16 protein-coding genes and 2 riboswitches are annotated in these 13,594 nt (G+C 40.7%); of the genes, 12 read left to right on the top strand and 4 right to left on the bottom strand.

Annotated elements, in window-relative coordinates; translation table 11 throughout:
• Nucleotides 1-4: 4 nt before the first annotated feature.
• Entirely contained in the window at nt 5-637 is a 633-nt protein-coding gene (pyrE, locus tag HT734_RS01775; RefSeq protein WP_173278184.1) for an orotate phosphoribosyltransferase, read from the top strand.
• A 175-nt stretch (nt 638-812) separates the two neighbouring features.
• Here pyrE and HT734_RS01770 read toward each other — a convergent pair whose 3' ends face one another.
• From HT734_RS01770 to HT734_RS01755, 4 genes are read right to left on the bottom strand one after another with little or no spacing between them, the layout of a single operon-like run.
• On the bottom strand, nt 813-1,679 hold the full coding sequence (locus HT734_RS01770; protein ID WP_173278186.1) for a cysteine ABC transporter substrate-binding protein: 867 nt from the start codon (nt 1,677-1,679) through the stop codon (nt 813-815).
• Nucleotides 1,680-1,690: 11 nt separating this feature from the next.
• Nucleotides 1,691-2,449 (bottom strand): amino acid ABC transporter ATP-binding protein, encoded by a 759-nt coding sequence (locus HT734_RS01765; RefSeq protein ID WP_173278189.1) that lies wholly within the window; start codon nt 2,447-2,449, stop codon nt 1,691-1,693.
• The gene (locus HT734_RS01760; protein ID WP_173278190.1) at nt 2,450-3,127 is read right to left on the bottom strand and encodes an amino acid ABC transporter permease; all 678 of its coding nucleotides are present in this window, start codon (nt 3,125-3,127) and stop codon (nt 2,450-2,452) included.
• Nucleotides 3,087-3,767 (bottom strand): amino acid ABC transporter permease, encoded by a 681-nt coding sequence (locus tag HT734_RS01755; protein WP_173278192.1) that lies wholly within the window; start codon nt 3,765-3,767, stop codon nt 3,087-3,089. The genes HT734_RS01760 and HT734_RS01755 overlap by 41 nt, the downstream gene beginning before the upstream one ends.
• 215 nt (nt 3,768-3,982) lie before the next feature.
• Between HT734_RS01755 and lctO the strand changes: the two genes are divergently transcribed.
• From lctO to thiE (HT734_RS01700), 11 genes are all read left to right on the top strand, one after another.
• Nucleotides 3,983-5,119: an L-lactate oxidase gene (gene lctO / locus HT734_RS01750; protein WP_173278194.1), complete on the top strand. Its 1,137-nt coding sequence runs from the start codon at nt 3,983-3,985 to the stop codon at nt 5,117-5,119.
• A gap of 157 nt (nt 5,120-5,276) precedes the next feature.
• A riboswitch (TPP riboswitch) is annotated at nt 5,277-5,365 on the top strand.
• Between the two features lie 214 nt (nt 5,366-5,579).
• On the top strand, nt 5,580-6,248 hold the full coding sequence (locus HT734_RS01745) for a TenA family protein (protein WP_173278196.1): 669 nt from the start codon (nt 5,580-5,582) through the stop codon (nt 6,246-6,248).
• A gap of 129 nt (nt 6,249-6,377) precedes the next feature.
• The gene (gene thiM, locus HT734_RS01740; RefSeq protein ID WP_173278197.1) at nt 6,378-7,160 is read left to right on the top strand and encodes a hydroxyethylthiazole kinase; all 783 of its coding nucleotides are present in this window, start codon (nt 6,378-6,380) and stop codon (nt 7,158-7,160) included.
• A gap of 1 nt (nt 7,161) precedes the next feature.
• Nucleotides 7,162-7,791 carry a thiamine phosphate synthase gene (gene thiE, locus HT734_RS01735; RefSeq protein ID WP_153225968.1) on the top strand — a complete coding sequence of 210 codons (630 nt, stop codon included), beginning with the start codon at nt 7,162-7,164 and terminating at the stop codon, nt 7,789-7,791.
• 209 nt (nt 7,792-8,000) lie between these two features.
• Nucleotides 8,001-8,089, top strand: a riboswitch (TPP riboswitch).
• Between the two features lie 157 nt (nt 8,090-8,246).
• Nucleotides 8,247-8,807 (top strand): ECF transporter S component, encoded by a 561-nt coding sequence (locus tag HT734_RS01730; RefSeq protein WP_049497440.1) that lies wholly within the window; start codon nt 8,247-8,249, stop codon nt 8,805-8,807.
• Nucleotides 8,808-10,193, top strand: a complete 1,386-nt coding sequence (locus HT734_RS01725; protein WP_173278199.1) for an ABC transporter ATP-binding protein — start codon at nt 8,808-8,810, stop codon at nt 10,191-10,193.
• 1 nt (nt 10,194) lies between these two features.
• A complete protein-coding gene (locus HT734_RS01720; protein ID WP_061759187.1) occupies nt 10,195-10,845 on the top strand; it encodes an energy-coupling factor transporter transmembrane component T in 651 nt (216 codons plus the stop codon).
• A gap of 10 nt (nt 10,846-10,855) precedes the next feature.
• Nucleotides 10,856-11,548 carry a thiaminase II gene (tenA, locus tag HT734_RS01715; RefSeq protein WP_153225966.1) on the top strand — a complete coding sequence of 231 codons (693 nt, stop codon included), beginning with the start codon at nt 10,856-10,858 and terminating at the stop codon, nt 11,546-11,548.
• Nucleotides 11,549-11,552: 4 nt separating this feature from the next.
• Nucleotides 11,553-12,077: an energy coupling factor transporter S component ThiW gene (thiW, locus tag HT734_RS01710; RefSeq protein ID WP_061759189.1), complete on the top strand. Its 525-nt coding sequence runs from the start codon at nt 11,553-11,555 to the stop codon at nt 12,075-12,077.
• A complete protein-coding gene (locus HT734_RS01705; protein WP_061759190.1) occupies nt 12,077-12,880 on the top strand; it encodes a hydroxyethylthiazole kinase in 804 nt (267 codons plus the stop codon). Before thiW ends, HT734_RS01705 begins: the two co-directional genes overlap by 1 nt.
• A complete protein-coding gene (thiE, locus tag HT734_RS01700; RefSeq protein WP_061759191.1) occupies nt 12,873-13,505 on the top strand; it encodes a thiamine phosphate synthase in 633 nt (210 codons plus the stop codon). The genes HT734_RS01705 and thiE (HT734_RS01700) overlap by 8 nt, the downstream gene beginning before the upstream one ends.
• The last annotated feature ends 89 nt before the right edge of the window (nt 13,506-13,594 follow it).

Genomic DNA, 13,594 nt, shown 5'->3' with positions numbered 1-13,594 from the left:
TACCATGACACTTGCTAAAGATATCGCTAGCCACCTCTTGAAAATTCAAGCCGTTTACCTCAAACCAGAGGAGCCTTTCACTTGGGCATCTGGTATCAAGTCACCAATTTATACAGATAACCGTGTGACACTAGCCTATCCAGAAACTCGTACTCTCATTGAAAATGGTTTTGTGGATGCTATCAAAGAAGCCTTTCCTGAGGTAGAAGTCATTGCAGGAACTGCGACGGCAGGGATTCCTCACGGAGCTATTATTGCTGATAAGATGAACTTGCCATTTGCCTACATCCGTAGCAAACCAAAAGACCACGGTGCTGGTAACCAAATTGAAGGCCGTGTGGCTCAAGGACAAAAGATGGTAGTGGTTGAAGACTTGATTTCAACAGGTGGTTCTGTTCTTGAGGCAGTGGCAGCAGCCAAGCGAGAAGGAGCAGATGTGCTTGGAGTTGTAGCGATTTTCAGCTACCAATTGCCAAAAGCAGATAAGAACTTCTCAGATGCAGGTGTCAAACTTGTGACGCTTTCTAACTACAGTGAACTTATTCATCTAGCCCAAGAAGAAGGCTATATCACCCCAGAAGGATTAGGTCTCCTTAAACGCTTTAAAGAAGACCAAGAAAATTGGCAAAATGCCTAAAACATAGAAAATCAGGTAGTCACTAGAATTACCTGATTTCTTTTTGTGATGTTATTGGATCTTATACTCAATGAAAATCAAAAAGCAAACTAGGAAGCTAGCCACAGATTGCTCAAAGCACTGCTTTGAGGTTGTAGATAAAGCTGACGTGGTTTGAAGAGATTTTCGAAGAGTATTAGTCGACTTTTCCACCTTCAACAACTAGATCATCTGCTTTAGCAGCGTCACCGTAGGTTGGGTGAAGTGCTTTTTCATAGGCCTTGTGGAAGAAGTTTTCTTTGCCTAATTTTTCAATATCTTTATTGATAAAGTCTAGCAATTCTTGGTTGTCTTTTTGAACTGCTGCTGCAATGGTATCTGGGTCACCGAGGGAAGTAATTCCTACTTCAAACCCTTTATTTTCAAGCGCCCAAGCTAGGACTTCCGTATTATCAGTAGAGAAGGCATCTCCACGTCCGTCAAGAAGAGCTTGGTAAGAGTCACTGTATTGGTCGTATTTTTGAAGTTTGATTTCTGGATGATTCTTTTCAAAATAAGTCTCAGCCGTCGTTCCTTTTGTGACAATCAAGGTTTTACCTTCCAATTGTTTGATGTCTGTAATGAGACCAGTTTTAGGTGATACGACACCAAGAGAAACTTTCATATATGGAAGGGCAAAATCAACTTGTTTCTTACGTTCATCAGTCACTGTAAAGTTGGCAAGAGTAATATCTACCTTGTTTGAAATCAAGTATTCAGCACGGTTAGCAGCATCGACTGAAACGTATTTAACCTTGACACCAAGGTCTTGAGCCAGTTGGTTCCCAAGCTCAATATCGTAACCTTGGTAAGAACCATCATTGTCAACGTAACCAAAGGGTTTTTTGTCTCCAAATACGGCGATTCGTAGCTCACCGCTTTTTTTGATGTCATCGATAGTGCGAGCCTTGGCAGTCGTTTTTCCAGATGAGGAACCTGCATTTCCACCTGTGCTACAAGCTGTGACAAAGATAAGGGCAAAGGCAAGTGCCAAAAGAGTTAAGAGTGGTTTGATTAGTTTCATAAGAATCTCCTTTATAGATATGAGCCAAATTGGCTAAAGTCAAAGATGTTTAAAAATTCCTGTGTACGTTTGGTTTTCGGATTGGTGAAGAAGTCTTGAGCCGTTCCTTCTTCAGCGATTTTTCCTTGGTCGAGGAAGATAATCCGATCGGCAATAGCTTGGGCAAACTGCATTTCATGGGTTACTAAAATCATGGTGCGACCTTCTTGAGCCAAATCATTGATGAGTTCCAGAACCTCGCGTACCATTTCTGGATCCAGTGAAGCAGTCACTTCGTCAAAGAGGATAATTTCTGGATGCATGAGAAGGGCACGGACAATTGCAACCCGTTGCTTTTGTCCACCAGACAATTGACGTGCAAAGCTATGTTGTTTATTTAGCAAACCAACACGTTCCAGTAGTTGCAGAGCTTCTTCAGTTACTTCCTTCTTGTCTCTTCCTTGAGCCTTGATAGGACCTAGGATGAGGTTTTGTAGGACATCCAGATGGGGAAAGAGTTCATAACTTTGAAAGACCATGCCAATCTTTTGGCGAACTAGGTGAAAATCTTTTTTATTTTCAACGATAGACTGACCATCCAGAAGAATATCTCCACCTTGAATACTTTCTAAGCCATTGAGACAACGAAGGAGGGTACTTTTCCCACAACCAGATGGCCCAAGAATAACCACAACTTCTCCCTTTTTGATATCTAGAGAAAGTCCTTGGAGGATGGGATTGTCTCCGAAGGATTTTTTTAGTTCCTTGATTTCTAAGATAGTTTCAGACATTTAGTTCCTCCAATGTTTTTCTAAGTGAGTAGATAGTTTGGAAATAGGGAAGCAGACTGCGAAATACAAGACCAGAATGGTTCCATAAATCCAAAAGGAAGCGGTTGGGATAGTCAGGCGATTGCTATCGATGATTTGTTGTCCAACCTTGGTCACTTCAACAACCCCAATCAAGACAACCAAGGAAGTGGTTTTAATCATCCGAGTAACAAGGTTTATGGCTTGTGGCAGCAGTCTTCTCAAGACTTGAGGGATGATAATGTGGTAGTAGAGTTGCACTTTAGTTAAGCCAAGTGCCTGTCCACTTTCAAACTGATGCTTGGGGAGGGAAGTGATAGCTCCACGAACCAAGTCCCCCATCTCAGCTGTTCCCCAGAGGGTGAAAACAATAATAGCAGAAGTCTCACCTGAGATATTGATATTAAAGTTTCGAGCTAAGCCGAAATAAACGATGAAGAGTAGCACCAGCTGGGGCATGATACGGATAAATTCCAGATACAATCGTGTTAAAAATCGTACGATTCTAGAATGAGAGGTCATGATCATTCCCATGACCGTTCCGAATATCATGGATAAGAGGACAGACAGGATGGATATCCCAATGGTAACGCCCAGTCCCTGTATGATTCTCAGTAGATTATTTCCCTGAAAGAGTACTTGGATTCCCGAATCCTGCATGGCGTAGCCTCCTTTCTATCCAGCTAAAGACCAGTGAGATGGGGAGAAGCATGATCAGGTAAGCACCTACCAACATAGCTAGCGCAATGTCTGTCTCATAGTAGAGCCCAATCAAGTCCTTGGCGACGTACATGAGGTCGGCCAAAGCCACTGCTGAGAAAACAGAGGTTTCCTTGATGAGGAAAATAACATTGGCACTAAAGGACGGTAGAGCCACCGCTGTTGCTTGCGGAAGAACCACATAGCGAAAGACCTGTATAGGTGTCAGACCGATAGCTAATCCAATCTCCTGCTGGGTTTGACTGACGGCTTCCAGCCCACTTCGGAAAGATTCTGACATATAGGAACCTCCTAAAAAGACCAGTCCTAGCGTTGCACAGACTTCTGAAGATAGGACAATCCCTATTCGGGGAAGTCCGAAATAGAGAAAGAAGAGTTGAATCAAAAGGGGCGTGTTGCGTGACAATTCAATGTAGGCTGTTGCTATTTGCGCCAAAACAGGGATGCGGTAATGCCGGATGATACTAACGATTAAACCGAGCAGAAAGGATCCCAGAATCCCCCAAACTGCAATATGCAAGGTAAGAAGAAATGCCTTTTGATATAGTGGTAGATATTGTTCAACAATGGACCAATCCAAAAATAGAACCTCCCATCTAGAAATAATACAGTTATTGTAGCACTTAAAATCTCCTTTGGATAATATGTATTTTTTATTGACCTTATAAGGATTTTTTATCATAGAAATAAAGTTTCTGAAATTTCCAAACAAAATATTTGAAAAATTTTGAAAAAAGAGTTAAAATATCTTTGTAATATACAAAGTAAACGCTTACTTATTAAGGAGGGCATTTTATGTCATACAAAACAAGCAATGCAGAAGGTCATGTAGATTTCATCAATACCTATGATTTGGAGCCAATGGCACAACAAGTTATTCCTAAAGCAGCATTTGGCTATATCGCTAGTGGGGCGGAAGATACTTTCACTTTAAGAGAGAACATCCGTGCCTTTAACCACAAACTCATCGTTCCTCATACGCTTTGTGATGTTGAAAATCCAAGTACAGAGATTGAATTTGCAGGTGAAAAACTGTCTTCACCAATCATTATGGCGCCTGTTGCAGCTCATAAGTTGGCAAATGAACAGGGTGAAGTGGCGACTGCGCGTGGTGTGCATGAGTTCGGTTCTCTTTATACAACTAGCTCTTACTCTACTGTAGATCTTCCAGAAATTACAGAAGCCCTTCAAGGGACACCTCACTGGTTCCAATTTTACTTTAGTAAGGATGACGGTATCAACCGCCATATCATGGACCGTGTGAAGGCTGAAGGTTATAAAGCGATTGTCTTGACGGCAGATGCTACTGTAGGGGGCAATCGTGAGGTGGATAAGCGCAATGGTTTTGTCTTCCCAGTTGGCATGCCGATTGTTGAAGAATACCTACCAGAAGGTGCTGGAAAATCAATGGACTTTGTTTACAAATCAGCTAAACAACGCTTGTCTCCACGTGATGTAGAATTTATCGCTGAATACTCAGGACTTCCTGTGTATGTCAAGGGACCACAATGCCGTGAGGACGTTGAACGTTCGCTTGCTTCGGGAGCTTCTGGTATCTGGGTAACCAACCACGGTGGTCGTCAAATCGACGGTGGACCAGCTGCCTTCGACTCACTTCAAGAAGTAGCTGAAGCAGTTGACAAACGTGTGCCAATTGTCTTTGATTCTGGTGTTCGTCGCGGTCAACACGTCTTTAAAGCCTTGGCTTCAGGAGCAGACTTGGTAGCTATTGGTCGCCCTGTCATCTATGGTTTGGCTCTCGGTGGTAGTGTTGGTGTGCGTCAAGTCTTTGAACACTTGAATGCAGAATTGAAGACAGTCATGCAGTTGTCTGGAACTCAGACCATTGAAGATGTCAAACACTTCAAACTCCGTCACAACCCATATAACCCAACCTTCCCAGTTGATCCTCGTGACTTAAAATTGTATTAATAAAAGAGATTGCCTCCACTTGATGTGGAGGTTTTTGTTTGTGTTTTAAACGTTTTAATAAAGGGAAATCGTATCAAAATCTATATAAATATATTTTCTAATCAAATATCTTGCTAGGGTTTTCATTTTTTGCTATACTGGTGCAGTAATTAAATAATAAAGACATTTGGGGTGCTTTAGGCTGAGATGATACCCATTGAACCTGCTACAGTTAAGACTGGCGAAGGGAAATGTGAAACGTTTTTTCGTATGTCGAAATAAACGGTCTAATCTTGTAAGCTAAACTCTAATTCTTGATTGTAATTGGAGTTTTTTGTTTATATAAGCTGGATGGAGGCGATACAAAGTATTTAGGTAGCTCTTCTTGAACGCCCTTGATTTTCTTTAAAAAGGTCAAGTAAAACTAGGATTTTCTTGGTGTTTTGTTGATTACGAACGAGTAAAGAGAGGAAAAATAAATATGGAAACACGAGAATATGCATTTGAGCCAGGTTTGACTGTTGGAGAATTATTAAAAAGCAGTCAGAAGGATTGGCAGGCTGCAATCAATCATCGTTTTGTCAAGGAACTTTTTGCAGGTACAATTGAGAATAAGGTCTTAAAGGATTACCTGATTCAAGATTATCACTTCTTTGATGCCTTCTTATCCATGCTGGGTTCCTGTGTAGCCCACGCAGACCAGCTTGAATCCAAACTTCGTTTTGCCAAGCAACTAGGTTTTCTTGAAGCAGACGAAGACGGTTATTTCCAAAAGGCTTTCAAAGAGTTAAAAGTATCTGAGAATAACTATCTGGAAGTGACCTTGCATCCTGTAACAAAAGCCTTTCAGCAGCTTATGTATTCGGCAGTGGCTTCATCAGATTATGCCCATCTTTTGGTCATGCTGGTCATTGCAGAAGGTCTCTATTTAGACTGGGGTTCTAAAGATTTGGCTCTACCTGAAGCCTATATTCATTCGGAATGGATCAATCTCCACAGAGGTCCTTTCTTTGCAGAGTGGGTTCAATTTCTGGTTGACGAACTCAATCGTGTTGGGAAAGGTAGAGAAGATTTGACAGAACTTCAGCAACGCTGGAATCAAGCAGTTGGTTTGGAATTAGCCTTTTTTGATATTGGTTATGACGCCTAGAGAAGGTTTAGGATATTTACAAATTTGATGAGGTAAATCATTCAATGTAAATGAAAAAAATTTCTTAACGAAAGATAGAGATAAGTCGAAATCAGTAGATCGTATAAAGTGAAAAGGAAGGATTTCAATATGACAAGTTTAAAATTATTAAAACAAAAAGCACCTTTGGTCATTTGCATCACCAATGATGTAGTAAAAAATTTCACAGCAAATGGATTAGTAGCACTGGGTGCATCACCAGCCATGAGTGAGTTTCCTGCAGATTTAGAGGATTTGTTAAAGTATGCTGGAGGTTTATTAATAAATATAGGAACATTGACAGATGAAAATTGGAAATTATACCAAGCTGCTCTGAAAATTGCAGAGAAATATAATGTCCCAGCAGTTTTAGATCCTGTAGCCTGTGGAGCGGGAGAATATAGAAAAAAAGTAGCAGATGATCTAATTAACAATTACAAACTAGCCGCGATTAGAGGAAATGCTGGCGAGATTGCCTCTTTAGTAGGGATAAATGTGGCATCTAAAGGAGTAGATAGTGCTGGTGTAGATAATATTGATGAAATTGCTCTAGCAGCAAATGAGAAGTTCAATATTCCTATAATAGTAACAGGTGAAGTGGATGCTATTGCGGTAAATGGAGAAGTGGTAACGATTCATAATGGTAGTGCCATGATGCCAAAAGTTATTGGGACAGGATGCTTATTAGGTGCTGTAGTAGCAAGCTTTATCGGACTAGAAAAAGGTCAAGAATTGAAATCATTAGAAACAGCAATGTTGGTTTACAATATCGCTGGAGAAATGGCAGAAAAACGTCCAAATGGACATCTTCCTGGAACATTTAAAGTTGAATTTATAAATGCCTTATACGAGATTACAGACGAAGATGTAAAGGAATTCAAAAGAGTGAAGTAAGATGTTTCATAAAGAATTACTAAAACTATATTTTATTTGTGGAACGACTACTTGCCAGGGAAAAGATCTATATAGAGTCGTTGAGGAAGCCTTAAAAGGTGGTATAACCTTATTTCAATTTCGTGAAAAAGGTAAGGGAGCCTTAGAAGGTAAAGAAAAAGTCGACTTAGCAATTAAACTACAGGATCTTTGTAAAAAATACAATGTTCCGTTTATCGTTAATGACGATATTGAGTTAGCATTAGAAATAGATGCTGATGGCGTACATGTAGGACAGGATGACCTTGGAGTTGATGAAATTAGAAAATTGATGCCAGCTAAAATAATTGGTCTTTCTATAAAAAACGAGAAAGAATTTCAACAATCAAAAGTTGAATATGTAGATTATGTTGGTGTTGGTCCTGTATTTGATACCCAGTCAAAAGATGATGCTGGTGGTGCTATAGGTTATGAAGGTCTTAAATTGATGAGAAAACTATTGCCACAAATTCCCTTAGTTGCAATTGGTGGCATACAGACGAAACATATTAAAGACATTATGAAGACCAATATGGATGGTGTTTCAATCATTTCAGCAATATCGTATTCAAAAAATATAGAAAAAACTGTTCGGGAAATGAGTGAGCAATAGGTATCTATCCTTGGATTCTAAGTCAGTGGAAGTTTCCCTTTTCTAAAAAGCTATGCCTAGATTTAGCTCAAATGCCTAATCTATCAAACAAGACATTTGTTTTTTGCAAACGAAAGACTTACTATCTTTGTGAGTGCAAGGCTGTATTTCCAGTTCAATTTCTTGAACTAGAATAAATCATTTGTTAAAATAATTATATAATTAAATAATAAAGACATTTGGGGTGCTTTAGGCTGAGATGATACCCATTGAACCTGATACAGTTAAGACTGTCGAAGGGAAATGTGAAATGTTTTTTTCGTATGTCGAAAAGAACTGTCTAATCTTGTAAGCTAAACTCTAATTCTTGATTGTAATTGGAGTTTTTTTGTTTATATAAGCTGGATGAAGGCGATACAAAGCATTTAGGTAGCTCACCTTGAATGCCCCACTTTTCTTTAAAAAAGGAGTTTTTTATGTTGAAAAAATGGCAGTTAAAAGATGTTATTTTACTTGCTTTCTTGTCTATCTTTTTTGGTGGCGTTTTTGTAGGATCCGGCTATCTGTTTGATATCCTCACTCTGATTTTAGCCCCTCTTGGTTTGCAGGCCTTTGCCAATGAAATCCTCTTTGGTCTCTGGTGTATGGCTGCGCCCATTGCTGCCATCTTTGTTCCAAGAGTGGGAAGCGCAACGATTGGAGAAGTGCTAGCTGCGCTTGCTGAAGTCCTTTATGGTAGCCAATTCGGTCTAGGTGCCCTTTTGTCTGGCTTGGTTCAAGGTTTGGGAAGTGAACTTGGTTTTATCGTAACCAAGAATCGCTATGAAAGTTGGCTCTCTCTAACTGCCAATAGTATTGGGATTACGCTTGTTAGCTTTGTCTATGAGTACATTAAGTTAGGTTACTACGCCTTCTCCCTTCCTTTTGTCCTTTCCTTGCTTGTAGTGCGCTTTATTTCCGTCTTTTTCTTCTGTACTATCTTGGTTCGTGCCATTGTCAAACTTTATCATCAGTTTGCAACTGGGGGCAAGGCATAGATGGGGCTGGAACTACGAGCGATTCAGTCCCCAATCTTCTCTGAGCCGATTGATTTTACTTTTCATGCGCAAGCCTTTACCTTGTTAGTTGGAAGCAGCGGTTCAGGAAAATCTAGTCTCTTTCAAATGATTGCCCAAGTCAGTTCTCTTCCCTATAGCGGTCAAGTCCTGATAAATGGGAGCGAGGTCAGTCAGCTTTCTATCATCGAACGTGTCCAGACGGTTGGTATTCTCTTTCAAAATCCCAATCATCAATTTACCATGGAGAACTTGTTTGAGGAGCTGATTTTTACCCTGGAGAATATCGGCCATCCCGTTCAGGAAATTGATTCTAAAATAGCAGAGGTTGTCCAGCAATGTCGCTGCGAGAATATCTTGCACCGTCCCATCCATCACTTATCAGGTGGAGAAAAGCAAAAGGCTGCACTGGCAGTTCTCTTTGCTATGAATCCTAGGGTCTATCTTTTGGATGAGCCTTTTGCTTCTATTGACCGCAAGAGCAGGATAGAGATATTGGAGATTCTAAAAGAGTTGGTCTCTGATGGTAAGACAGTTATTTTGTGCGACCATGATTTAACGGACTATGAAGCCTATATCGACCACATGGTGGAGCTAAGAGACGGACAACTAAGGGAAGTATTTCAAATCCCTACCTCTGAGATGACACAGGTTGCTTCAAAGGAAGTTGCTTCTAGCCCAGAACTATTCCATATGGATAGAACGACTTGTGAGCTGGATAATCGTCTCCTCTTTTCAATTGCGGATTTTACAGTTTACCAAGGAATTTCCTGTATCTTGGGTGACAATGGTGTCGGGAAATCAACCCTATTTCGGTCTATTCTTCAATTTCAAAAGTATAATGGGCGCATTACTTGGAAGGGTTCGGTTCTGAAAAAGAAAAAGAGTTTGTACCGTGATCTGACAGGTGTTGTTCAGGAGGCTGAGAAGCAGTTTATTCGAGCCAGTTTGCGAGAGGAACTTCAATTAGATGGACCTGATTCTGAAAGAAATCAGCGAATTTTCCAAGCTTTACGGTATTTTGATCTGGAGCAGGCGCTCGATAAGAGTCCCTATCAATTAAGTGGTGGCCAGCAAAAGATTCTTCAGCTCTTGACCATCTTGACTAGCAAGGCTTCTGTGATATTGCTAGATGAACCTTTTGCAAGTTTGGATGATAGAGCTTGTGACTATTTTTGTCAGTGGATTGTGGAGGATAGAAATCAAGGAAGAAGTTTTCTAATCATTAGCCATCGTTTAGATCCCTTGATTTCTGTGGTCGATTATTGGATTGAGATGGCTAGTCAGGGGCTCAGTCATGTGAAAGAAGTGACAATTACCAAACCACTCACATCTCAGAGTAGCAATGCTCAAGGGGAGGTGAGATAGTATGGTCAAAGTAGCAACCCAGACACCGATTATCAGTCTCTTCTTGCTGATTTTATCCTTGGAAACATCTTTCATTCCTTCGATTGCTCTTAATCTTTCGGTAGTAGCATTTTGTATTCTCTTTATGCTCTATTATCGTCGATTTAAGATGTTAGCTTGGATGATTCTACTCGCCATTTTGCCATCTTTGGCCAACTACTGGGCAGTTCAGTTACATGGGGATGCTTCGCAGGCAGTCATGCTCGGAACGAGGGCTTTCGTTACAGTTTGTATAGGCCTTGTCTTTGTTTCCTCTATTTCCTTAAAAGAGCTTCTCTTGTACTTGGCTCAAAAGGGGTTATCACGCTCTTGGGCCTATGCCTTGATTGTGGTATTCAATTCCTTCCCCCTTATTCAGCAAGAAATCAAGTCCCTCAAAGAAGCTTGTCTATTACGTGGTCAAGAACTGCATGTTTGGTCTCCCTTAATTTACAGCAAGGTTCTGATGACAGTCTTTAGGTGGCGTCATCTTTATCTGAGAGCTCTGTCGGCGCATGGATATGACGAACATGCACAGTTGAAGAATAGCTATCGGACTTTTTATATTCCTAAAAGGACAATATTCATCTACCTGCTTTTCTTTTTATTGCTTCAAACCAGTCTATTTTTATAAAGGAGTTATTATGGAATTTACAGATATTGCGATGGAATTATCCAAGGAAGCTTGGCAGGCTTCTTTTCATCATCCCTTTATTTTACAATTACAAGAGGGAAATTTAGACCCGTCCATTTTCCGCTATTACCTGATTCAGGATGCCTACTATCTGAAGGCCTTCTCAGAAATCTATCACCTTTTGGCTGATAAGACTTCAAACCAAGAGATGAAAAGACTCTTGAAACAAAATGCTCAGAGTCTAGTGGAGGGTGAGTTATTTATCCGACAACAATTTTTCAAGGAATTGGAAATCAGCGATCAGGAAATGGAGCAACATCCAATCGCTCCAACCTGCTATCATTACATTTCTCACATTTATCGGCAATTTGCAGAGCCAAACTTGGGCATTGCCTTTGCAAGTTTGCTGCCTTGTCCTTGGTTATACCATGATATAGGCAAATCACTTAATATTAAACCATCACCAGATCCTCTCTATCAACAATGGATTGAAACTTATATTACGGATGAGTTAGAGCAACAGATCAGAGAGGAGGGAGCGCTGGTCAATCAACTCTATCGCGAAAGTGATGAGACAGACAAGAAAAAAATGCTAGATGCCTTCCACATCAGTGTTCACATGGAAGCCAAGTTTTGGCAAATGGCCTACCAACACCAGACATGGAAGAGTGATTTACAGTCTTTAGAAACAGGAGAAGAGTAGAAACATGAGAAAGCACCAATTGCAAGTTCACAAATTAACCATTTTATCCATGATGATTGCCCTTGATGTAGTCCTTACGCCTATCTTTCGGATTGAGGGAATGGCACCGATGTCCAGTGTAGTCAATATTCTAGCAGGAATCATGATGGGACCTGTTTATGCTTTGGTTATGGCTACAGTCACAGCCTTTATCCGTATGACGACTCAAGGGATTCCGCCTTTAGCTCTCACAGGAGCGACTTTTGGAGCCCTCCTTGCAGGTCTCTTTTATAAGTATGGTAGAAAATTTTATTTTTCTGCCTTGGGAGAAATTTTGGGAACAGGTATTATTGGTTCTATTGTTTCCTATCCTGTTATGGTACTTTTTACAGGATCAGCTGCTAAGCTTAGCTGGTTTATCTACACTCCTCGATTTTTCGGAGCAACCTTGATTGGTACAGCGATTTCCTTTATTGCCTTTCGATTTTTAATCAAGCAGGAATTCTTTAAAAAAGTGCAGGGATATTTCTTTGTTGAAAGGATAGACTGATGCAGGCATTGACAAATCCTTTTCCTATAGAAACGACTTCCCTCATTCACTGTATTACCAATGAGATTTCTTGTGAAATGCTGGCAAATGGGATTTTGGCTCTGGGATGTAAACCAGTTATGGCAGATGATTCCCGTGAGGTTCTTGATTTTACTAAGCAAAGCCAGGCACTCTTCATCAATTTGGGGCATTTGTCAGTTGAGAAGGAAAAAGCAATCCGTATAGCAGCTTCTTATGCAGCTCAAGCTGGTCTCCCAATGGTAGTAGATGCTGTTGGCGTAACAGCTTCATCCATTCGTAAGAGCTTAGTTAAAGACCTTTTAGACTATAGACCTACGGTTCTTAAAGGAAATATGTCGGAAATCAGAAGTCTTGTTGGCTTAAAACACCACGGCGTTGGGGTCGATGCCAGTGCTAAAGATCAAGAAACTGAGGATTTACTTCAAGTCTTGAAAGATTGGTGTCAGACCTATCCAGGCATGTCATTCTTAGTTACTGGCCCCAAGGATCTCATCGTTTCAGAGAATCAGGTTGCTGTATTGGAGAATGGCTGTGAAGAATTGGATTGGATAACAGGGACAGGAGACCTAGTTGGAGCCTTGGCAGCCGTTTTTCTCAGCCAAGGAAAAACTGCCTTTGAAGCTTCTTGCCTAGCGGTTTCTTATCTCAATATCTCCGCTGAGAGAATAGTTGTTCAAGGAATGGGATTGGAAGAATTTCGTTACCAAGTACTCAATCAGATTTCACTCCTCAAAAGAGATGAAAACTGGCTAGATGCTATCAAAGGAGAGGTTTATGAATAGAGAAGCACTTAGACTATATCTGGTAACCAATCGCTACCAAGATTCCTTGCAAAGTTTTCTTGAAAAGATTGAGACGGCTTGCCGCTCAGGGGTTACCATAGTCCAATTGCGAGAAAAAAATCTCACAACCAATCAATATTATCAACTGGCAAAACAAGTCAAGGAAATAACAGATGCCTATCAGATCCCCCTGATCATCGATGATCGTTTGGATGTCTGTCTTGCAGTTGATGCTGCAGGTCTGCATATCGGAGACGATGAACTACCAGTTCCGGTTGCCAGACAAGTCTTGGGCCCTGACAAAATACTTGGTGTCACAGCTAAAACTGTAAAAAGAGCCCTCGAGGCAGAAGAAGGGGGAGCAGATTACTTGGGGACAGGAGCCATTTTCCCGACTACGACCAAGGAAAATGCGCCTATCACCCTGATTTCAACCTTGAAAACAATTTGCCAAAGGGTCGCTATTCCAGTAGTTGCCATTGGCGGCTTGACGTCAGAGAATATTGACCAACTTATCGGCACAGGTATAGCTGGTGTAGCTGTCGTACGTGATTTGATGCAGGCAGAAGATATAGAGGCAAAAACGCAAGCCTTTTTAACAAAGTTGGATGACATTATTTTCTAATTAATACTCAATGAAAATCAAAGAGCAAACTAGGAAGCTAGCTGCAGGTTGCTCAAAACACAGCTTTGAGGTTGCAGATAAAGCTGACA

The organism is Streptococcus sp. k-90 (assembly GCF_013277565.1).
Taxonomy (GTDB): Bacteria; Bacillota; Bacilli; order Lactobacillales; family Streptococcaceae; genus Streptococcus.
This window is presented reverse-complemented; position numbering and strand designations above follow the sequence as displayed.